We start from the raw sequence: 19,517 nt of genomic DNA, 5'->3' as shown, positions 1-19,517 counted from the left end.
ACGAGGAGCTTGCCAGGCCAGGCCCTAGGCTGACCGCCGTGGCTCCCCCCGCCCGCCTGCGCCTGGCCCTCGGCCAACTCGACACCACCGTGGGCGACCTGCCGGGCAACCTGGCCCGGGTGGCCCGGGCCCTCGAGGAGGCCGAGGCGGCCGGGGCCGACCTGCTCGTGACCCCCGAGCTGGCCCTCACCGGGTACCCCCCCGAGGACCTGCTCCTCAAGCCGGGCTTCGTGGCCGCCAACCTCGAGGCCCTCGGCGAGCTGGCCGCCCGGACCGGCCGCTGCGCGCTGCTCGTGGGCTTCGTCGACCTCGTGCCCCCCGAGGACCAGGCCGAGGGGTCCCTCGGCCTCGGCCTCGGCCGGGTGGCCCGGGAGCAGGCCCTCCGGGGCGGGGCCCGGCGGCTGCGCAACGCCGTGGCCCTCTGCGCCGAGGGCCGGGTCCAGGGGGTGGTCCACAAGCGCCTGCTGCCCAACTACGGGGTCTTCGACGAGGAGCGCTGGTTCGGGCCGGGCAGCGGCCCCCTCGAGCTGCTGGCGGTGGCCGGGGTGCCGGTCGGGGCGTCGATCTGCGAGGACCTCTGGTTCCCCGAGGGGCCGGTCCCGGCCCTCGGCCGGCTGGGTGCCCGGCTGGTCTGCAACGTGAACGCCTCCCCGTTCTCCGTGGGCCGCCAGGCCGACCGCCTGGCGGTGCTGCGGACCCGCGCCGCCGAGGCCGGCTGCCCGATCTGCTACGTGAACCAGGTCGGGGGCCAGGACGAGCTGGTCTTCGACGGGGGCTCCATGGTCGTCGACCCCGAGGGCCGGGTCCTGGCCGCCGCACCCCGCTTCGCCGAGGCCCTGGTCCTCTGCGACCTGTCCCTCGAGCCGGGGCCTACCGGCCCCCCTCCGGCTGCCGCCGGCGGGCGGCCCCCCTCGCCGAGCCGGGCGGTCGGGCTGCGGGGCCCCCTCGGCGCCACCGACGGGTCGGCGGACCAGCCCTTGGTGGAGGACCCGGCCGTCGAGGAGGTCTACGCCGCCCTGGTCCTCGGCACCCGGGACTACCTCGGGAAGAACGGTTTCCGGGAGGTCGTGGTGGGGCTCTCCGGCGGGGTCGACTCCTCGCTGGTGGCCACGGTGGCGGTCGACGCCCTCGGGCCCGAGGCGGTCCACGGCTGGGCCATGCCGTCGCGCTACTCGAGCGAGGGGTCGCTCGCGGACGCCCGGGCCCTGGCCGAGGGGCTCGGGATCGACCTCCAGGTGGTGCCCATCGAGCCGGCCCACCAGGCCCTCGCCGCCACCCTGGCCGCCGCCCAGGTGCCCTGCGAGGGCACCACCGACGAGAACCTCCAGTCCCGCATCCGGGGGGTCCTGCTCATGGCGGCGTCGAACGCCCGGGGCTGGCTGGTCCTCACCACCGGCAACAAGAGCGAGCTGGCCACCGGCTACTCCACCCTCTACGGGGACAGCGCCGGGGGCTTCGCGGTGATCCGGGACGTGCCGAAGACCCTCGTCTACCGGCTCTGCGCCTTCCGGAACCGCCTGGCCGGCACCGACCTGGTGCCCCGCAGCGTTCTCGAGAAGCCCCCGTCGGCGGAGCTGCGCCCCGGCCAGCGGGACGACGACCGGCTGCCCCCCTACGAGGTCCTCGACCCCATCCTGGCGATGCTCGTCGAGGAGGACCGGAGCCTGGAGGAGATCGTGGCCGCCGGCTACGACCCGGCGGTGGTCCAGGAGGTGGCCCGGCTGGTCGACCAGGCCGAGTACAAGCGGCGCCAGTCCCCGGTGGGCATCCGGATCACCGCCCGGGCCTTCGGCAAGGACCGTCGGGTCCCCATCACCCACCGCTACCGCGAACCCCTCCCGGAGGAGAGCCGCCGGTGAGCCCCGAGACCACCCCGCCGCAGCGTCCCCCGAGCCTCCCGGACCCCCCGACCCCCGCCTGTCCCCACCGGCCCGGCCCGCCCTGGCTGGTCGGGGGCCTGCACCCGGGGGACGCCCAGCCGACCGGCACCTGGCCCCTCGCCGAGCAGGCCCGCTTCGTGGGGAGGACCGCTTGGACCCTCGACCGGCTCTTCCAGGTCGTCGGGGCGTTCGCTGCCGACCCGGTCTGCGACGAGACCGCCGTGGCCTACGCCGCCCTGGCCCGAGAGCTGGCCTGGCACGCCCAGCTGCTCCTCGAGCGCCTGCCCGTCCTGGCCACCCTCGACCCGGCCGACCTTCTGGTTCCCGACCCCCGCTGGGCTGTGGCCCTCGACGGCCTCGCCGCCCTGCCCCCGGCGCCGGCCGTGGCCCGCCTGGCCGGGCTGGCCCGAGGGGTCCTGCCTCGTCTGCGGGTCGAGCTGGCCTGGGCGCTCGGGGCAGCCGGGGCCGACGGCCCCCTGGTCCGGGCCCTGCGCCACGTCCTGGTCGACCTGGACCCCGCCCACCTCGTCTTCGAAGCCCTCTGCCAGCGGCACCAGCTCGACCGGGCCAGCGCCGAGGTGGCGGCCGGGGCCCAGGCCCGGGTCGAGGCTGGCTTCCTGCCAGGGGCCAGCGGGGGCGCTTGACGGGGCCGGTAGAATCAGTGCACGAGCACATCGCAGGGAGCCGGGCGGTCCGCTTCGAGGGGCCGGCACGGGGCCGAGGGCCGGGTCCGCTGCCTGGAGGCCGACAGGTTCCGACCGGCACTGGTCGATCCCCGGGGACGGGACGGACGGCGACCGGCGGGGCGGGCACCCGCGATGGGCGAGATGAGCTGGCAGTCGCGCCAGGCGGAGCCCGCCTGGCGTCTCCGGGACGAAGGGTTGGGACGTTGGCCAAGGAGCGCGTCGAGCGGGACGAGGAAGACCTCGTCCGGCTGTACCTGACCGACATCGGGCAGTACCCGCTGCTCACGAAGGACGACGAGGTCCGCCTCGCCCAGCAGATCGAGGCCGGTCGGGAAGCCGAGGCCGAGCTGGCGAAGAAGGGCAAGGACCTCTCGGCGGCGAAGCGGCGGGAGCTGAAGCGCAAGGTGGCCGAGGGCGAGCAGGCCCAGCAGACCTTCGTGCAGTCCAACCTGCGGCTCGTGGTCTCGATCGCCAAGAAGTACCAGGCCTCGGGCCTGCCCCTGTTGGACCTCATCCAGGAGGGCAACCTGGGCCTCATGCACGCCGTCGAGAAGTTCGACTGGCGCAAGGGCTTCAAGTTCTCCACCTACGCCACCTGGTGGATCCGCCAGGCCATCACCCGGGGGATCGCGAACACCGGCCGGACGATCCGGCTGCCGGTCCACGCCGGGGACACCCTGGCCCGGGTGCAAAAGGCCCAGGCCCGTCTGGAGCTGAAGCTCGGCCGGCCGGCCACCCTGGCCGAGCTGGGGGCCGAGGTGGAGATGCCCGAGGACAAGCTGGTCGAGGCCCTGCGGTTCCGGGCCGAGCCCCTCTCGCTCTCCGAACCGCTGCGGGAAGACGGGGACGCCGAGCTCGGGGACGTGGTCGAGGACCGCTCGGCCGAGTCCCCCTTCGAGGTGGCCGCCACCGCCTTGCTGCCCGAGGAGATCAACCGGCTGCTCTCCCCGCTCGACGAGCGGGAGCGGGAGATCCTGCGGCTCCGGTTCGGCCTGGACCGGGGCGAGCCCCGGACCCTGGAGGAGGTCGGGGAGTACTTCAACCTGACCCGGGAGCGGATCCGGCAGATCGAGGCCCGGGCCATGTCGAAGCTGCGGCACCCCTCCTCGGACACCGGGGCCCGGGACCTCCTCACGGTCTAGGGCTCGCTCGACGCGGCCTGGCCTCGGCCCGGGCCGCCCCCTAGGATCCCCCCCATGAAGAAGCTGCTCATCGTCGCCGTTCTCGTCAGCCTCGGTCTGCTCGCCGCCAAGCGGCTCCGGCAGGCCTGAGCCAACTCCAGCCGGAGCCCCAGGCCAGCGCCGTCCAGGCCCCGAGGGTTTGGAGCCCGGCCTGGGCCCCGGGGAGCCATCCCCGGACCCGCTGGGTCCGCCAGAGCAGCACCGCGGCGACCACCCCGGCGGCCGCGGCACCGGCCAGCGCAGCCTGCTGGCCGCTCGGCACCGGGAGGCGGTCCCGGAGCCGGACCGGCTGGGTGAAGCGCCGGATCGGCCAGCCCCGCTGCGCCGCCAGCTTCGCCAGGGCCCGCTCGGGGTTCACCGCCACCGGCCGGCCGACCAGCTCCAGCATGGGCAGGTCGCTCAGCGAGTCGCTGTAGGCGAAGCTGCGGGCCAGGTCGATCCCCTCGGTCTCGGCCAAGCGGAGGAGGGCCTGGGCCTTGTAGGGCCCTGCGCAGTAGAAGGCCAGGGCTCCGGTGTAGCGGCCGTCGGCGTCCACCACCGCCCGGCTGGCGAGGGCCCCGTCGGCCCCGAGGCGGGCGGCGAGTGGCCGGACGATCTCCTCGGGGGACGCCGAGACGAGGTAGACCCGCCGGCCGGCTGCCCGGTGCTCGGCGAAGAGCTCGAGGGCCTCGGCGTAGATGAGGGGCTCGACCACCTCCGCCAGGCTCTCCTCCACCAGGCGGGCCACCTGGGCCTGCTCCCAGCCCCGGGCCAGGGAGAGCACCGAGTCCCGGATGCGCTCCAAGCGGTCCTCGCTGGCGCCCAGGTGGAGGTAGACGAACTGGCTGACGAGGGCCCGGACCAGGGTCCGGCGGCGGACCAGGCCGTGGCGGTACAGGGGACGGCCGAGGGCCGCGACCGAGGCCCGGGCGATGACCGTCTTGTCCAGGTCGAAGAAGGCGGCCTCCACCGGGCGCAGCCTACCGACCCCCACGTGGCCCGCCGGGGACCGGGCGAGGCGGAACCGCGGCTCAGGGCGCAGCCGGGTGGGCCGGGCCAGGGGCCTGGGCCCCGACGAGGAGGCGCTGGACCTCGGGCTCGGCGCTGCCCATGACCAGCAGGAGGACCTCGTCGCCGGCGCAGAGGGTGGTGTCGCCCCGGGGCACCACCACCCGCTCCTCCCGGACCACCGCCACGACCGTGGCGTCCCGGGGGATGCCCAGGTCGGCGATGGACCGACCCGCGGCCGGCGAGTCCTCGGCCAGGGTCACCTCGACCAGGTGGGCCTCGCCGCCCTGGAACTGCAGGAGGCGGACCAGGGACCCGACCGACACCGCCTCCTCGACGAGGGCGGTGATGAGCTGGGGGGTGGAGACCGAGACGTCGACCCCCCAGGCCTCGGTGAACATCCACTGGTTGGCCGGGTGGTTCACCCGGGCCACCACCCGGGGGACGGCGAACTCCTGCTTGGCGAGCAGGGAGACCACGAGGTTGTCCTCGTCGTCCCCGGTGGCCGCCACCACCACGTCCACCTCGGCGAGGCCCGCGGCGTCCAGGGAGCTCACCTCGCAGGCGTCGGCGGTCACCCAGCGGACCGGCAAGTGGGGCCGCAGGCGGGCCACCACCTCGGGGTCCTTCTCGAAGAGCACCACGTCGTGGCCGTTCGCCGAGAGCTCCTTGGCGATGGCCGTCCCGACCGACCCGGCTCCTGCCACCGCCACCCTCACCGGGCGCTCCCGGTCGCCTGGGCCGGGCCGGCGGCCAGGCGCTGCTCGAGGAGCTCCACCGCGTCCTTGCGGGCCAGCACGTGCAGCACGTCACCCTCCTGGCCGATCAGCTCGTCCACGTCGAGGCGGGGCACCCCGGCCCGGCTGACCGCCGCCAGGCTGATGGCCCCGGGCTCGGTCAGGGCGGCCAGGCGCCGCCCGGCCCAGACCTCGGGCAGGCTGCGCTCGAGCAGCAGCAGCTGGCCGCTCGGGTCGGTCCACTCCCCGATGGCCGCCTCGGGCAGCAGGCGCCGGGTGACCTGGTCGATGGTCCAGGGCACCGTGGCCACCGTCGGGATGCCCAGGCGCTGGTAGATCTCGGCCCGGCGGGGGTCGTAGATCCGGGCCACGACGTTCGGGATGCCGTAGGTCTCCCGGGCGATCCGAGCGGTCAGGATGTTCGAGTTGTCCCCGCTCGTCACCGCAGCCAGCGCCCCGGCCCTATTCGCCCCGGCGGCCTCCAGGTCGCTGCGGTCGAAGCCCGAACCGACCACGGTCGTCCCCGGCCAGTCCTCGGGCAGGCGCCGGAACGCCGCGGCCTGCTTGTCCACGATGGCCACGCTGTGGCCCTGCGCCACCAAGCTCACGGCCAGCCCGGAGCCGACCCGGCCGCAACCCACCACGATCACGTGCACCCCCACCATCGAAGCCGCTCGGGGCGCCGTGGACAAGCTGAGGCCCGGTGGTCCGACCACCGGCCGATCCCTCGGGGGAGGGTTCGCCGGGGAGCGGCCCAGGCGAGTTGAATAGGGGCCTGTGACCCTGCGCACGAGCCGGAGGTCCCCGACCGGTGCCCTCGCCCGCTGACCCCGCCCCCGCCGACCGGCCCGCAGCAGCCGGCGCGGCGCTGGCCGCCCCAGCCCCCCGCAACGGGGCGGCTGCCGGCGAGGACCGGCCGGCCTTCGCCACCCCGCCGCCGGTCATCCCGACGCCTGAGTCCTTCGACCTGCCCGAGCCCCTGTCGTACCGCATCAAGAACAAGCTGCTCGGGCCTCCCCTCACCACCGACAAGCTGGCCTCGGAGCGCCTCGGGAAGATCGCCGCCCTCGGGGTGCTCTCCCCGGACTGCATCTCCTCCTCGGCGTACGGCACCGAGGAGATGCTGACTCAGCTCGTGCCGTTCTTCGGGGCGGCCGCCTTCATGCTCGTGGTTCCGGTCACCCTGGCCATCCTGGCCGTGCTGTTCTTCGTGACCCTCTCGTACCGGGAGGTCATCGCCGCCTACACGAAGGCCGGGGGCTCCTACGTGGTGGCCCGGGACAACTTCGGCCTGAGGGTGGCCCAGATCGCGGCGGTGGCCCTGCTCATCGACTACACGGTGACGGTGGCGGTCCAGTGCACCGCGGGCACCGAGGCCCTGACCTCCATCGTCCCCTCGCTCACCCCCTACACCCTGCCCATCACCGTCGGGGTGATCCTCTTCATGTGCTACGGCAACCTGCGGGGGATCCGGGAGGGGGCGAAGATCTTCGCCCTGCCCACCTACCTCTTCGTCGTCAGCCTGGGCATCACCGTCGTGGTGGGCTACGCCCGGGTGGCCACCGGCACGGCCGCCGCCCCCCTCCACTTCCATCACGGCATGGTCGCCTTCGGGCACCACAGCGGCCTCATCGAGTTCGCCGCCATCCTCACCTTGCTGAAGGCCTTCGCCAACGGCGGGTCGTCGCTCACCGGCCTCGAGGCCATCTCGAACGGGGTGGCCAGCTTCCGCCAGCCCCAGGCCCGCAACGCCCGACGGACCCTCGTGGCCATGAGCTGCGTGCTGGGCTTCTTGGTCCTCGGGGTGACGGTCCTCGCCCACTTCAGTCACGCCACCCCCTACGTGGACGAGACCCCGACGGTGGTGGCCCAGGTCGCCGGCTGGGTCTGGGGGTCGACCACTGCCGGCAAGGTGGTGGCCGACCTGGTGGTGGTCTTCACCATGCTCATCCTCTTCACCGGGGGCAACACGAGCTTCAACGGCTTCCCCTACCTGACGAGCTTCGTCGCCCAGGACGCCTTCCTGCCCCGCCAGCTGACCCGTCGGGGCCACCGGCTGGCCTTCTCCAACGGCATCATCGTCCTCACCATCGTGGCCCTGGCCCTCGTGGTGGGCACCGACGCCAACCTCAACAGCCTGGTGGCCCTCTACGCCATCGGGGTCTTCACCGGCTTCACCATGGCCGGGTTCGGCATGGTGAAGCACCACCGGACCCTGAGGGAACCGGGCTGGCAGTGGCGACAGGTCATCAACGGCTTCGCCGGGGCCCTCTCCCTCGCCGTCGTCCTCATCTTCCTCACCGTGAAGTTCACCCAGGGGGCCTGGCTCGTGGCCGTCGCCGGCCCCCTGCTCTACCTGCTCCTCATCCGCCTGAACCGCCAGTACCGCTACGAGGCGGCCCTCCTCGAGGCCGGCGCAGCCCAGGCCTGCGAGGCCCCGATCCTGCGGCGCCACGCGGTCATCGTCATGGTGGAGCGTCTCGACCTGGCCACCGCCCGGGCCATGCAGTACGCCCGGACGCTCATGCCCGACGAGCTGCGGGCCGTCCACCTCGTGGTCGACTCCCGCCGGGCCGCCTACCTCGAGGACCGCTGGACCCAGCTCGGGCTCAGCCGCTTCCCCCTGGATCTCGTGGAGTGTCCCGACCGGCGCCTCGGGCGGGCCGCGCTCGAGCTGGCCGCCCAGGCGGTGGCCGACGGGGACACCGAGCTCACCGTCCTCCTGCCCCGCCGGGCCTACACGAGCCGCTGGGCCCGGATCCTCCACGACCGCACCGCCGACCGCATCGTCTCGGCCCTCGGCCGGCTGGCCCACGTGAACGCCACCCTGGTGCCCTTCCACGTGCCGAAGCCCCCGAAGGCCCGGGCCCAGGCCGCCGAGGCCCGCCGGCGGGCCGAGCAGGAGGCCCTCGAGGGGCGGGTCGCCGCCGAGGAGGCCGCCGGCCGCAAGGTCTCGGAGAAGGACCAGGACAAGGCGGCCCAGGGCCGGCCCGACCGCTCGGTGGCCGGCTCGCCCCTGGCCGTCGGGACCGTGCCCATCGGGTCGGTGACCTGGCGGCGCCGGGCGAAGGTGGCCGGCCGGGTCTCCTCCGTCCGGGTCCAGCCCCGGGCCGGGGTGGCCTCGGTGGAGTGCGTGCTGACCGACGACACCGGGGGGATCCTCCTCGTCTTCCAAGGCCGCCGGCGGGTGCCGGGGATCCGGCCGGGGACCCGGCTCGTGGCCGAGGGCATGGTCGGGCAGCGGGACCGCCGGCTGGCCATCGTGAACCCGGTCTACGAGCTGGTGGCCGAGCCCGAGGGCGAGGACGACGGCGGGGACTGAGCCGGACCCGGCCTGCGCCAGGGGGCGGGCCGGCTGGGGCCGGGCTCGGGGGAATGGTTGCCGACGGGGGGCCTGGTCGGTATCGTGCGGGCGGCCCGTCGGGGCGGCTGGGTGGGGGCCCAGCTCGCCGTCCCCGACCGGCGGGTCCTTGGGGGAGGGGCTGGGAAGGAGCAGTGGACCATGATCCACCTGCTTGCCGCAGCACAGGGCGGATACCAGGGCTTCGTGCTGACCTCGGCGGAGAAGGTCTGGTTGGTGATCTGCCTGGTCGCTGCCCTCTTCGGCATCGGGACCGGCTTCGTGCTCATGCGCGGGGTCCTCCGAGCGGATCAGGGGACCCCCTCCATGCGGGACATCGCCCGGGCCATCCAGGAGGGCGCGGAGGCCTTCTTGGCCCGGCAGTTCAAGGCCATCGGGATCATCGTCGTGCCCCTGGCGGTCCTCATCTTCTTCACTGCCACGAAGGTGACCCGGGCGAACGGGTCGGTGGCCCTGTCCTTCGGGGCGGCGGGGGGCTTCCGGGTGCTCTGCTTCCTCTTCGGGGCGGTCCTCTCGGGGCTGACCGGATTCATCGGCATGAGCCTGGCCGTCCGGGGCAACGTCCGGACGGCGGCCGCGGCCCGGGGCGGGAAGCTGGCCGGGGCGCTACGGGTGGCCTTCCGCACCGGCGCCATCACCGGCATGCTCTGCGTGGGCCTCGGGCTGCTCGGGGCCACGGTCATCGTCTTCACCTTCCAGAACACCGCCACCGCGGTCCTGACCGGCTTCGGGTTCGGGGCCTCGCTGCTGGCCCTGTTCATGCGGGTCGGCGGGGGCATCTTCACGAAGGCCGCGGACGTGGGGGCCGACCTGGTGGGCAAGGTGGAGGCCGGGATCCCCGAGGACGACCCTCGCAACGCGGCCACCATCGCCGACAACGTCGGGGACAACGTCGGGGACTGCGCCGGGATGGCGGCGGACCTCTTCGAGTCCTACGTCATCACCATCATCGCCGCCATCATCCTCGGCTACGACGCCTTCCGGTCCCTGGGCGGCAGCCACGCGGCCCACTCGGCCCGGGCAGTGATCTTCCCGCTCATCGTGCCGGCCTTCGGGATCGTGGCCTCGGCCATCGGGGTAATGCTGGTCCGGGCCCGGGAGAAGGACCGGACGGCCATGGCCCCGATCAACCGCGGCTTCTGGTCGGCGGCCACCTTGACCGTCCTGGCCGCCGGCCTGGTCGCCGGGCTCTACCTCCACTACCTCGACGCCTTCTACGCCGTGCTCACCGGGGTGGCCCTGGCCCTGGCCGCCAGCCTGCTCACCGAGCACTTCACCTCGACCGAGCGGGCCCCGGTCCAAGAGATCGCCGAGTCGGCCCGGACCGGCCCGGCCACCTTGACCCTGGCCGGGATCTCGGTTGGCCTGGAGTCCTCGGTCTGGGCGATCCTCTGCATCGCCGTGGCCGTGGCCATCTCGGTCGGCATGGCCCACGGGAACGTCGAACTGGCCCTCTGGCTGGTGTCCCTCACCGGGATCGGGCTGCTCTCGACCGCCGGCATGGTGGTCTCGGAGGACTCCTTCGGGCCGGTCTCGGACAACGCCGCAGGGGTGGCCGAGATGTCCGGGGAGTTCACCGGTCCGGCCGAGCGGATCATGGTCTCCCTGGACGCCGTGGGGAACACCACGAAGGCCATCACGAAGGGGGTGGCGATCGGATCGGCGGTCATCGCCTCGGTCTCGCTCTTCGCCGCCTTCGTCGAGACCGTCGGCTCGAGACTCCACCTGGCCAGCGCCGGCCTGTTCCAGAACCCCCTGACCCAGCTGGACGTGGCGAACCCGACCATCTTCATCGGCCTGCTCATCGGAGGGTCGGTGGCCTTCATGTTCTCGTCCCTGGCCATCCGGGCGGTGGGCCGGTCCGCCGGCACGGTGGTCCAGGAGGTCCGCCGGCAGTTCCGGGAGCACCCGGGGATCATGGACTACAGCGAGAAGCCCGAGTACGGGCGGGTCATCGCCATCTGCACCGCGGCCGCCCAGCGGGAGCTGGCCACCCCGGCCCTCCTGGCCATCTTGACCCCGGTGATCGTGGGCTTCGGCATCAACTACCTGGCCCTCGGGGCGTTCCTCGCGGCCGTCATCCTGACCGGTCAGCTCATGGCGGTGTTCCTGTCGAATGCCGGGGGGGCCTGGGACAACGCGAAGAAGTACATCGAGGACGGCCACCACGGCGGCAAGGGCTCCGAGGCCCACAAGGCGGCGGTCATCGGGGACACCGTGGGCGACCCGTTCAAGGACACCGCCGGCCCGGCCCTCAACCCCATGCTGAAGGTCATGAACCTGGTCTCGTTGCTGATCCTCCCGGCGGTCATCGACCTTCGGCACAACGACGCCCGCTACGGCATCGCCGCTGCCGCCTTCGTGGTCCTCATGGCGGCCATCGCCTTCTCGAAGCGCAAGACCGAGGGCTTCGGGGAGCAGCCCACCCCCGAGCCCCTGGCCGCCGGGGAGCCGGCCGCCGCGCCAGCTGCCGCCGGGACCGGGGGGTCGCCGGAGGCCTGAGTGCGCCTGCCCGCCCTCGAGGACCTGCCCGAGGTCGCAGGGCGCTCCGTCCTGGTCCGCGCGGATCTCAACGTGCCCCTGGTCGAGGACGCCGCGGGCCGGCTGACGGTCGCCGACGACTTCCGTCTCCGGGCCAGCCTCCCGACGGTGCAGTGGCTGATCGAGCGGGGAGCCCGGGTCACCCTCTGCACCCACCTCGGCCGCCCGGCCGGCCGCCCCGACCCGCGGCTCTCGGTGGCACCGGTGCGGGACCGGCTCCGTGAGCTGCTCGGCGACGGCCCGGTGGAGGTGCTCGAGAACCTCCGGTTCGACCCCGGGGAGGAGGCCAACGACCCGGCCTTCGTCGCCCGCCTGGTGGCCGGGCACGACCTCTACGTGAACGACGCGTTCGGCGCCGCGCACCGGGCTCACGCCTCGATCGTCGGTCCCCCCGCCACCCTCCCGAGCGCGGCCGGCCGGCTCCTCGCCCGTGAGGTGGCCGTGCTCTCCCGGCTGGTCGAACGGGCCGAGCCGCCCCTGGTGGTCGTGGTCGGGGGGGCCAAGGCCAAGGAGAAGCTGCCGCTGCTTCGAGCGCTGCTCGACCAGGTCGACACCCTCGCCGTCGGGGGGGGCGCTCTGCTTCACGTTCCTGCGGGCAGCCGGGCGCGAGGTCGGGGACTCCCCGGTCGAGGAGGACGCCCTGGAGGAGTGCCGGGCCCTGCTCGAGTCGGGCCGGCGGATCGAGCTGCCCGTCGACCTGGTCGCCCAGCGCAGCGACCGCCCCGAGGAGCTCGCCACGAGCGGTCCCGACCTCCCCTCGGGCTGGCGGGGCATGGACATCGGGGAGCGCACCGGCGAACGGTTCGCGACACTGATCGAGTCGGCCGGGACCGTCCTGTGGAACGGGCCGCTCGGCGCGTACGAGGACCCCCGGTTCGCGGCCGGGACGCGGCTGGTGGCGGAGGCGATGGCCGCCAGCCCGGCCTTCACCGTGGTCGGCGGGGGGGACAGCGCGGCCGCCATGGCCGCCTTCGGGCTCGCCGAGCGGGTCGACCACCTCTCCAGCGGCGGCGGGGCGACCCTCGAGCTCCTCGAGAAGGGCGACCTGCCCGGCCTCGCCGCGCTGCGGCGCTGGGCCCCCCTTCGTCGCTGACCCGGCGAACCCGGACCTTCAACGAAGCTTTAACGTCTCGTTCGAAAAGTTTCGATTCACTTCTGTTTTTCCCGTTCGTACACTGACCGCAGCGATTGCCACCCGGGTCCGACCGGGCCGACCATGTCAGGAGAGGTCGAATGGCTGTGAAGAAGTACGAAGCGGGGGTCAAGGAGTACCGAAAGACCTATTGGGCGCCCGACTACGTCCCGCTCGACTCCGACATCCTGGCGTGCTTCAAGGTGGTGCCGCAGCCCGGCGTGGACCGCGAGGAAGCGGCGGCCGCAGTCGCCGCCGAATCCTCCACCGGGACCTGGACCACGGTGTGGACCGACCTGCTCACCGACCTCGACTACTACAAGGGCCGCGCCTATCGGATCGAGGACGTGCCCGGCAACGACCAGGCGTTCTACGCCTTCGTCGCCTATCCGCTCGACCTCTTCGAGGAGAGCTCGGTGGTCAACGTGTTCACCTCGCTGGTGGGCAACGTCTTCGGCTTCAAGGCGGTGCGGTCGCTTCGACTCGAGGACGTGCGGTTCCCCCTCGCCTTCGTGACCACCTGCAACGGGCCGCCCCACGGCATCCAGGTGGAGCGGGACAAGATGAACAAGTACGGCCGTCCCCTGCTCGGCTGCACCATCAAGCCCAAGCTCGGCCTGTCGGCGAAGAACTACGGACGAGCGGTCTACGAGTGCCTCCGGGGCGGGCTGGACTTCACGAAGGACGACGAGAACGTGAACAGCCAGCCGTTCATGCGCTGGCGGGACCGGTTCCTGTTCGTCATGGAAGCGGTGAAGCTGGCCGAGGAGGAGACCGGCGAGCGCAAGGGGCACTACCTGAACGTGACGGCTCCGTCTCCTGAGGAGATGTACGAGCGGGCGGAGTTCGCCAAGGAGCTCGGTGCGCCGATCATCATGCACGACTTCTTGACCGGGGGGTTCTGCGCCAACACCGGCCTGGCCCGCTGGTGCCGGCGCAACGGCCTGCTGCTCCACATCCACCGGGCCATGCACGCGGTCATCGACCGCAACCCCATGCACGGCATCCACTTCCGGGTCCTCGCCAAGGCCCTGCGGCTCTCGGGCGGCGACCACCTCCACAGCGGGACGGTGGTGGGCAAGCTGGAGGGCGACCGCGAGGCGACCCTGGGCTGGATCGACATCATGCGCGAGTCCTTCATCCCGGAGAACCGGGGCCGGGGCATCATGTTCGACCAGGACTGGGGGTACATGCCCGGGGTCTTCCCGGTGGCCTCGGGGGGGATCCACGTCTGGCACATGCCGGCGCTCCTCAGCATCTTCGGGGACGACGCCGTGTTCCAGTTCGGTGGCGGCACCCTCGGGCACCCCTGGGGCAACGCGGCGGGGGCGGCTGCCAACCGCACCGCCCTCGAGGCCTGCGTGCAGGCCCGCAACGAGGGTCGGGACGTGGAGCGGGAAGGCAAAGAGATCCTCACCAGGGCCGCGGCCCACTCGCCCGAGCTGCGCGCCGCCATGGAGACCTGGAAGGAGATCAAGTTCGAGTTCGACACCGTCGACAGGCTCGACGTCGTGAACCGATGACCCCGCTCGCTGGTCGGGTCGCGGTTCCCGGCCCGGGCCCTCGTCGGGGCCCCGCCGAGCGGCCCGCTGGGTCGCTGGCGGGCCGAAGGGCAGGAGACAGGCATGAGTGACATCCAGGATTACCAAGGCGGGCGTCGCTACGAGACCTTCTCGTACCTCCCGGCCATGGACGCCGAGCAGGTCCGGCGCCAGGTCGAGTACATGATCGCCCAGGGCTGGAACCTCGCCGTCGAGCACGTCGAACCGACCAAGCGGGCCTTCAGCCACTTCTGGTACATGTGGAAGCTCCCGCTGTTCGGGGAGACCGACGTGCACGTGGTCCTCGACGAACTGGAGGCCTGTCGTCGGGCGCACCCGACCCACCTCGTCCGGCTGATCGGCTACGACAACTACACCCAGAGCCAAGGCAGCGCCTTCGTCGTCTACCGGGGGAGAGAGGCGTGATGGCCACGCGGCGAGCACTCGCAGGGCGGGAGCTGGCCCTCGAGCGCCGCCGGGCGCTGGCCCGCAACGGCTCGGCCGCGGTGGTCGCCGTGCCGGATCCGCCGGGCGAGGGGTGCGGCTGCATCCACGGCGACGACCGTGGCGAGGCCCAGGGCACCAACGGGACCAGCACCGTGCCCGAGGGACGTCTGCGGGCCATGGAGCGCCGCCGGGAGCGCTGCGAGCGCGGTCGAGGGGAGGCGCCCGCCTGCCGGCCCCGCGGCCGGAGCCGCACCCCCCGGCCGGCCCCGCCCAAGGTGGCGATCGGGACGACCCTGGCCGGGGCTCCGGTGACGGGAACCGCCGTCGATCCCACGGCCGTGGTCACCGGGAGCGAGGCGGGCGTGTGCCAGGTGGTGACCGGGACCGAGTACGCAGGGGCCGAGCAGTACGAGGAGCTCTGCGGCGAGGTGCCCCCTGCGGCTGCCCCGAAGGTCGGGGCGGCAACCACGGCGGCCGGGCAGGAAGTGACCGGCACCGAGGTCGGCCGCAGCCCCAAGGTCACCGGGGACGAGCCCGGGGCGTGCGCCCGGATCACCGGGACCCAGTACGTGACCAGTGACCTGCCCGAGCACCTCTGCGGGGGCGGCACGCCCCACAAGGTGAGCGTCATGAGCACGGTCCGGGGCCGACCGGTGACCGGGACGGTGCTCGAACCGAACCCGAAGGTGACCGGCGCGGAGCGGGGCGAGTGCCAGCCGGTCTCCGGCGACCAGTACGTGGGGCCCGACCAGTACGAGGCGTGCGACCCGGCGGACCTGGAGGAGACGGCGCAACGCCAGTGGGTCCGGGAGCCGGGGCAGGGCATCGTGCCGAGCGGCACCAGAGCCGACGGGGGCGAGCGTCTCACCGGGGTGCACCGGGGGGAGGACGTGGTGGTGAGCGGCACGCCCTACGCCACGGTCCTCTCGGCCCGGCGCCCCGAGCTGCCCGGCCGTCTGGCCGGCCCGACGATGGATGACCACGGCGAGTCCCCCGTCCCCCTGGCGCCCGGACGGGGAGGGTTCAGCGTCCACTCCCCGGCGGCCCTGGCGCGGACGCGCCGGGCGGTGCGGATCACGGGCACCGCGTACGGCGGGCCGGCCATCACCGGACCGGTCGGGCGTGCGGAGGGCCTGGTGTCGGGCACGCCGGAGTTCCGCGCCCGGGAGGTTCTCGCCGGCGCAGTGCCGGGCGAGGTCCGGCGAAGCAGCCCGATCACCGGGGAGGGCGCCGAGGACGGGGTGCCGGTCACCGGCGCCGCCGCCTGGCGGCCTGCTCGGGCGGTCACCGGCACCGAGGGCTTCTCCACCCGGCGGAACCCGACGCTGCGGGGTCCAGGGCCCCGCGGTGCCATGCCCGGTGCCCACGCGAACCGGGAGCGGGAGCGACCCGAGATCCCGCTCAGCAGGATCACGGGCAGCAGTGGCAACACGCCGGGCGGCGCGGTCATCACCTACTCGGGCGGTGCGAGGGGCTAGGTGACCCGGTGACCGCCACGAGCCGAACCCGACGCAGTGCCTGCCGACCTCGGAGAGGAGGAGCGCTGAACACTCGCCAGCGAGCCTTGCGACGTCCCGTCCCAGCCGAACGCCGCCACCCCTCGACGCCGGCGGCCCGGCGCCTCGCGGCGATCGGCGGGAGCGCGAGTCGAGCGGAGAACCTCGCCTGCAGCGCGGTCGGGGAACGGTCCTGCCCGCATCCCCTCACCGACGTCGAGGCGAACCAGGTGCTGGGCGAGCACGAGCGCATGGTGCGGGCACGCTTCGCCGCCATCGTGCCCGTCCTCCAGCGCATCGCCCGGGAGCAGCGCGCCGAGGGCTTCGTCGAGGCGGCGCGCCGCATCGCCCAGGCCGAGCTCGGCATCGAGCCGCCGACCGAGCTGCTCGAGCGGGCGTGGCTCGGCGGCCTCGACATGCGGGCCCTCTACGGCCAGGTGGTGCTCAAGACGGTGACCCAGCTGGCGAACGAGATCCACCAGGTCCAGGCGGCGGGGAGCGGCGCAACGGAGCCGGAAGCGACGTCGTTCCTCCTCGACTGCGGGTACCACGCGGTGGACATCTCGCCCTGCTCCGACGGTCGGCTGAAGGGCCTGGTCCGTTACGTCCTGCGCCTCCCGGAGGCCGCCATCCGCTGGCGGCGGGCCTACGCCGGGGCCCTGTTCGACGTGGAGGCGAGCGTCCAGCGCTGGATGGAGGCCGAGCTGCAGCGCTACCGGGAGCACCACCCGGTCCCGCCCGATGCCGGCACCCGCTTCCTGAAGATCGCCGTCTACCACTGGAGCAGCTCCGACCCGGCGCACCAGGGGTGCGCGGCGCACGGCTCCAACCAACGGCGCGCCGCGGCCGCCGCCCTGGACCGGCTGCGGGAGCTCCGGCAGGCCGTGGAGAACCGCTTCTGCTGCGGGGCCAGCGTGGACCTGCTGCTCATCGGCGTGGACACCGACACGGACGCCATCAAGGTGCACGTGCCCGACGGCAGGGGCGAGCTCAGCCTGCACCGGGCGATCGACAACCTCGAGCTCTACCGCCAGACCCTCGACGTCGACGCCGACGAGGCCCGCATGGCGGTCTACCGGGCGATCGAGGAGTCCTGCTCCCGTCAGGGCTGGGGAGCGGCGGAGGGGCCCCCGCACGACGGGATGCGACGCCTCGTGGCCACCCTGCTCATCAACAACCTCTCCCAGATCGAGTACGTCTGCCGGACCTGGGGCGGGCGGTACCCCGACATCGGGCACGACGAGCGCTTCATCAGCGTCGGCGACGGCTTCGAGGAGTTCCAGTTGCGCAACCTGGCCTACTTCGCGCACCTCCAGACCCTCGAGGAGGGCGCGGACGACATGGACGTCGGGATCCGCATCTTCGAGAAGCTCCACGCCAGCGAGGGCCGCCCGATCGTCGTGGCCGTCCACTTCCGGTACGACAGCCGGGTCCCTGGCAGCCGGGAGCGAACCATCCTGAAGTGCAAGCGGGTGCGCTCGGCCATCCGCTCCCGCTACGCCCACCTGGAGCGACGCGGCCTGCTGGTGTGCGGCATGACCGTGCAGGACACCAAGGAAAGGAGCCCTATCGAAGCAGTCGAGCCTACCGACGTCCCTGTGCTCGGGCAGGACGGAGACGTCCGATGAGCGGACCTGGACGCTGCGACGGCTGGAGGGAGGCATGAAGATCTGCCGGGTCGACCGAACCCTGGTCTCGACCAACCGCATCAAGGAGCTGGGTCACCGCCCCCTGCTGGTCGTGAAGGAGAAACCCGACGGCGACGGGCAGGTCGCCGTGGACGCCGTCGGGTGCATCCCGGGGGACTGGGTGATCTGCGTGGGATCCTCGGCCGCTCGAGAGGCCGCCGGCAGCAAGGACTTCCCGAGCGACCTCACCATCGTGGGGATCATCGACCAGTGGCCCCCGGCGTGACATGGACGTCCTGCAGGTGCGCTCGGACCTGGTCGCCACCCGGCGGATCGAGGGACTCCGGACGATGCCGCTCAAGGTCCTCGCCGACCGGAAGGGGAAGCTCTCCGTGGCCTGCGACCCGGTCGGGGCCCCGCCAGGCACATGGGTCATCGCCACGAGCGGCACGGCCGCCCGCTACGCGGCCGGGAGCTACGAGATCCTCACGGATCTGACCATCTGCGGAATCATCGACACCTGGGACGACGGCCAGCCTGCGTGAGGCCCCGTCGGCCCGGAAAGGAAAAGGAGAAAGAGCAATGGCTGAGACAGTGACGGGCATCGCCCTCGGGATGATCGAGACCCGGGGACTGGTGCCGGCGATCGAAGCGGCGGACGCGATGACGAAGGCTGCAGAGGTCCGCCTCATCGGTCGCCAGTTCGTGGGCGGGGGGTACGTCACCGTCCTGGTGCGGGGCGAGACCGGCGCGGTGAACGCCGCGGTCCGAGCCGGTGCCGATGCGTGCGAGCGGGTCGGCGACGGCCTGGTCGCGGCCCACATCATCGCTCGGGTGCACAGCGAGGTCGAGGGGATCCTGCCCACCGGGCCGGAGCAGGTCGTCGCGGCGCCGCGGTGAGCCGGGCGTCGAGGGCGGGGACGGTGGCCGTCGACCTCCGGCTGCGGGGCTACCTGCAGGAGGCGGTGCTGCACGAGCTCGGTGCCGCGCAGCAGTACGTCGCTCAGGGGTGCCTGGCCGAGCTCTGGGGGCTCGACGAGGTCGCGGGACGGTTCCGCCGGGACGCGGCCGAGGAGCTCGGCCATCTCGAGCGGCTCACCCGACGGTCGCTCCTCCTCGGCGTGGTCCCCCGGGGCGGCCCGGTGCCACCGGTTCGCCTGGGTCGGACCGTCGAGGAGATGCTCCTGATCGACCGGGCCCTCGAGCAGGAGGTGGTCCGCACCTACGACGACGCCGCCCACCACGCCGCCCAGGTGGGCGACGAGGCGAGCGCCGCGCTCTTCCTCGAGCTGCTCGGGGAGGAGCTCGAGCACCTCGCCAGCATCGAACAGGCCCTCTGGGGTCCCTCGGCCACCGTGACGGAAGGGAGCAGCGCATGAACGGGGACAGCGTCAAGGAACGGACGTCGTTCACCTACGAGCTCGGCAGCTACGGCCAGGTCCGGGCGTTCCTGGCTGACCTCGCGGCGCTGAGCGAGCGCTGCGGCTTCTACCCGAACCTGCACTTCGACTCGAGGAGCGTCCGGGTGTCGATCGAGCCCGAGGACGGCCGGACCCTCGCCGAGCAGGGCTCCCCGTTCGTCCCGGCCATGGAAGCGCTCGCGCGGGCGCGAGCCGAGGAACGCTGAAGGAGACGGGATGCCGACACGGGAACGGGGAACTCGCCCGGCCACCAGCCAGGTCCCCGCATCGGACCAGCGAGGGTCGGCGCCGGAGCAGCGTGGCACGACCGTCGGCGGGCCCGGTTCGGGGGGCGAGGCGCGCCCTGCGCCCGAGCCGCGCCGGACCGCGCCGTCGGGGGGCACGACGGCGTCCGGCCCGTCGGTCAGGGTGCTCCCCTCCCAGATCGGCTGCGAGGTCTGGCCCGACTGAGCCGGGCAGGCCGGCGGACCACGGCTGCC

At 73.3% G+C, this 19,517-nt stretch carries 17 protein-coding genes and 1 pseudogene; 15 read left to right on the top strand and 3 right to left on the bottom strand.

Annotated elements, in window-relative coordinates:
* Positions 1-38: 38 nt before the first annotated feature.
* From Acit_RS06540 to Acit_RS06530, 3 genes are all read left to right on the top strand, one after another.
* Positions 39-1,859, top strand: coding sequence for an NAD+ synthase (locus tag Acit_RS06540; RefSeq protein ID WP_248107149.1), 1,821 nt, complete (start codon positions 39-41; stop codon positions 1,857-1,859).
* Positions 1,856-2,524, top strand: coding sequence for a hypothetical protein (locus tag Acit_RS06535; protein ID WP_248107147.1), 669 nt, complete (start codon positions 1,856-1,858; stop codon positions 2,522-2,524). Before Acit_RS06540 ends, Acit_RS06535 begins: the two co-directional genes overlap by 4 nt.
* Before the next feature lie 245 nt (positions 2,525-2,769).
* Complete coding sequence (locus Acit_RS06530) at positions 2,770-3,708, top strand: sigma-70 family RNA polymerase sigma factor (protein WP_248107145.1); 939 nt, start codon at positions 2,770-2,772, stop codon at positions 3,706-3,708.
* 85 nt (positions 3,709-3,793) lie between these two features.
* Here the strand turns inward: Acit_RS06530 and Acit_RS06525 are convergent, their stop codons facing one another.
* From Acit_RS06525 to Acit_RS06515, 3 genes are all read right to left on the bottom strand, one after another.
* Positions 3,794-4,696, bottom strand: coding sequence for an HAD family hydrolase (locus Acit_RS06525; RefSeq protein WP_248107143.1), 903 nt, complete (start codon positions 4,694-4,696; stop codon positions 3,794-3,796).
* 61 nt (positions 4,697-4,757) lie between these two features.
* Positions 4,758-5,453 carry a potassium channel family protein gene (locus Acit_RS13600; RefSeq protein WP_248107141.1) on the bottom strand — a complete coding sequence of 232 codons (696 nt, stop codon included), beginning with the start codon at positions 5,451-5,453 and terminating at the stop codon, positions 4,758-4,760.
* Complete coding sequence (locus Acit_RS06515; RefSeq protein ID WP_376746019.1) at positions 5,450-6,127, bottom strand: potassium channel family protein; 678 nt, start codon at positions 6,125-6,127, stop codon at positions 5,450-5,452. Before Acit_RS06515 ends, Acit_RS13600 begins: the two co-directional genes overlap by 4 nt.
* Before the next feature lie 155 nt (positions 6,128-6,282).
* On the opposite strand from Acit_RS06515, the gene Acit_RS06510 reads away from it, so the two are divergent.
* From Acit_RS06510 to Acit_RS06450, 12 genes and pseudogenes are all read left to right on the top strand, one after another.
* Positions 6,283-8,793, top strand: coding sequence for an amino acid permease (locus tag Acit_RS06510; RefSeq protein WP_248107138.1), 2,511 nt, complete (start codon positions 6,283-6,285; stop codon positions 8,791-8,793).
* Positions 8,794-8,973: 180 nt separating this feature from the next.
* Positions 8,974-11,334: a sodium-translocating pyrophosphatase gene (locus tag Acit_RS06505; protein WP_248107129.1), complete on the top strand. Its 2,361-nt coding sequence runs from the start codon at positions 8,974-8,976 to the stop codon at positions 11,332-11,334.
* Positions 11,335-12,466 (top strand): annotated as a pseudogene (locus tag Acit_RS13900) (phosphoglycerate kinase).
* Positions 12,467-12,606: 140 nt separating this feature from the next.
* Positions 12,607-14,028 (top strand): form I ribulose bisphosphate carboxylase large subunit, encoded by a 1,422-nt coding sequence (locus tag Acit_RS06490; protein WP_248107117.1) that lies wholly within the window; start codon positions 12,607-12,609, stop codon positions 14,026-14,028.
* A 102-nt stretch (positions 14,029-14,130) separates the two neighbouring features.
* Positions 14,131-14,472: a ribulose bisphosphate carboxylase small subunit gene (locus Acit_RS06485; protein WP_248107114.1), complete on the top strand. Its 342-nt coding sequence runs from the start codon at positions 14,131-14,133 to the stop codon at positions 14,470-14,472.
* The gene (locus Acit_RS06480; RefSeq protein ID WP_248107112.1) at positions 14,472-15,971 is read left to right on the top strand and encodes an alpha-carboxysome scaffolding protein CsoS2; all 1,500 of its coding nucleotides are present in this window, start codon (positions 14,472-14,474) and stop codon (positions 15,969-15,971) included. The genes Acit_RS06485 and Acit_RS06480 overlap by 1 nt, the downstream gene beginning before the upstream one ends.
* An 86-nt stretch (positions 15,972-16,057) precedes the next feature.
* The gene (locus Acit_RS06475) at positions 16,058-17,617 is read left to right on the top strand and encodes a carboxysome shell carbonic anhydrase (protein ID WP_248107110.1); all 1,560 of its coding nucleotides are present in this window, start codon (positions 16,058-16,060) and stop codon (positions 17,615-17,617) included.
* 34 nt (positions 17,618-17,651) lie between these two features.
* Positions 17,652-17,903, top strand: a complete 252-nt coding sequence (gene csoS4, locus Acit_RS06470; RefSeq protein ID WP_248107100.1) for an alpha-carboxysome shell vertex protein CsoS4 — start codon at positions 17,652-17,654, stop codon at positions 17,901-17,903.
* Position 17,904: 1 nt separating this feature from the next.
* The gene (locus tag Acit_RS06465) at positions 17,905-18,162 is read left to right on the top strand and encodes a carboxysome peptide B (protein ID WP_248107098.1); all 258 of its coding nucleotides are present in this window, start codon (positions 17,905-17,907) and stop codon (positions 18,160-18,162) included.
* 37 nt (positions 18,163-18,199) lie between these two features.
* Positions 18,200-18,517, top strand: a complete 318-nt coding sequence (csoS1, locus tag Acit_RS06460; RefSeq protein ID WP_248107096.1) for an alpha-carboxysome major shell protein CsoS1 — start codon at positions 18,200-18,202, stop codon at positions 18,515-18,517.
* A 23-nt stretch (positions 18,518-18,540) separates the two neighbouring features.
* Positions 18,541-18,996 (top strand): ferritin-like domain-containing protein, encoded by a 456-nt coding sequence (locus Acit_RS06455; protein ID WP_248107095.1) that lies wholly within the window; start codon positions 18,541-18,543, stop codon positions 18,994-18,996.
* Positions 18,993-19,244: a hypothetical protein gene (locus tag Acit_RS06450; protein WP_248107094.1), complete on the top strand. Its 252-nt coding sequence runs from the start codon at positions 18,993-18,995 to the stop codon at positions 19,242-19,244. The genes Acit_RS06455 and Acit_RS06450 overlap by 4 nt, the downstream gene beginning before the upstream one ends.
* The last annotated feature ends 273 nt before the right edge of the window (positions 19,245-19,517 follow it).

The organism is Aciditerrimonas ferrireducens (genome assembly GCF_023130475.1).
Lineage (GTDB): Bacteria > Actinomycetota > Acidimicrobiia > Acidimicrobiales > UBA8190 > Aciditerrimonas > Aciditerrimonas ferrireducens.
The sequence above is the reverse complement of the archived record's forward strand: the minus strand, read 5'-3'. Positions and strand labels throughout refer to the sequence as shown.

Bases quoted from the DNA above. Each gene is read 5' to 3' on its own strand.
- Acit_RS06505 (WP_248107129.1), top strand. From the start codon at position 8,974: ATGATCCACCTGCTTGCCGCAGCACAGGGCGGATACCAGGGCTTCGTG.
- Acit_RS06490 (WP_248107117.1), top strand. From the start codon at position 12,607: ATGGCTGTGAAGAAGTACGAAGCGGGGGTCAAGGAGTACCGAAAGACC.
- Acit_RS06485 (WP_248107114.1), top strand. From the start codon at position 14,131: ATGAGTGACATCCAGGATTACCAAGGCGGGCGTCGCTACGAGACCTTC.
- Acit_RS06480 (WP_248107112.1), top strand. From the start codon at position 14,472: ATGGCCACGCGGCGAGCACTCGCAGGGCGGGAGCTGGCCCTCGAGCGC.
- csoS4 (WP_248107100.1), top strand. From the start codon at position 17,652: ATGAAGATCTGCCGGGTCGACCGAACCCTGGTCTCGACCAACCGCATC.
- Acit_RS06465 (WP_248107098.1), top strand. From the start codon at position 17,905: ATGGACGTCCTGCAGGTGCGCTCGGACCTGGTCGCCACCCGGCGGATC.
- csoS1 (WP_248107096.1), top strand. From the start codon at position 18,200: ATGGCTGAGACAGTGACGGGCATCGCCCTCGGGATGATCGAGACCCGG.
- Acit_RS06450 (WP_248107094.1), top strand. From the start codon at position 18,993: ATGAACGGGGACAGCGTCAAGGAACGGACGTCGTTCACCTACGAGCTC.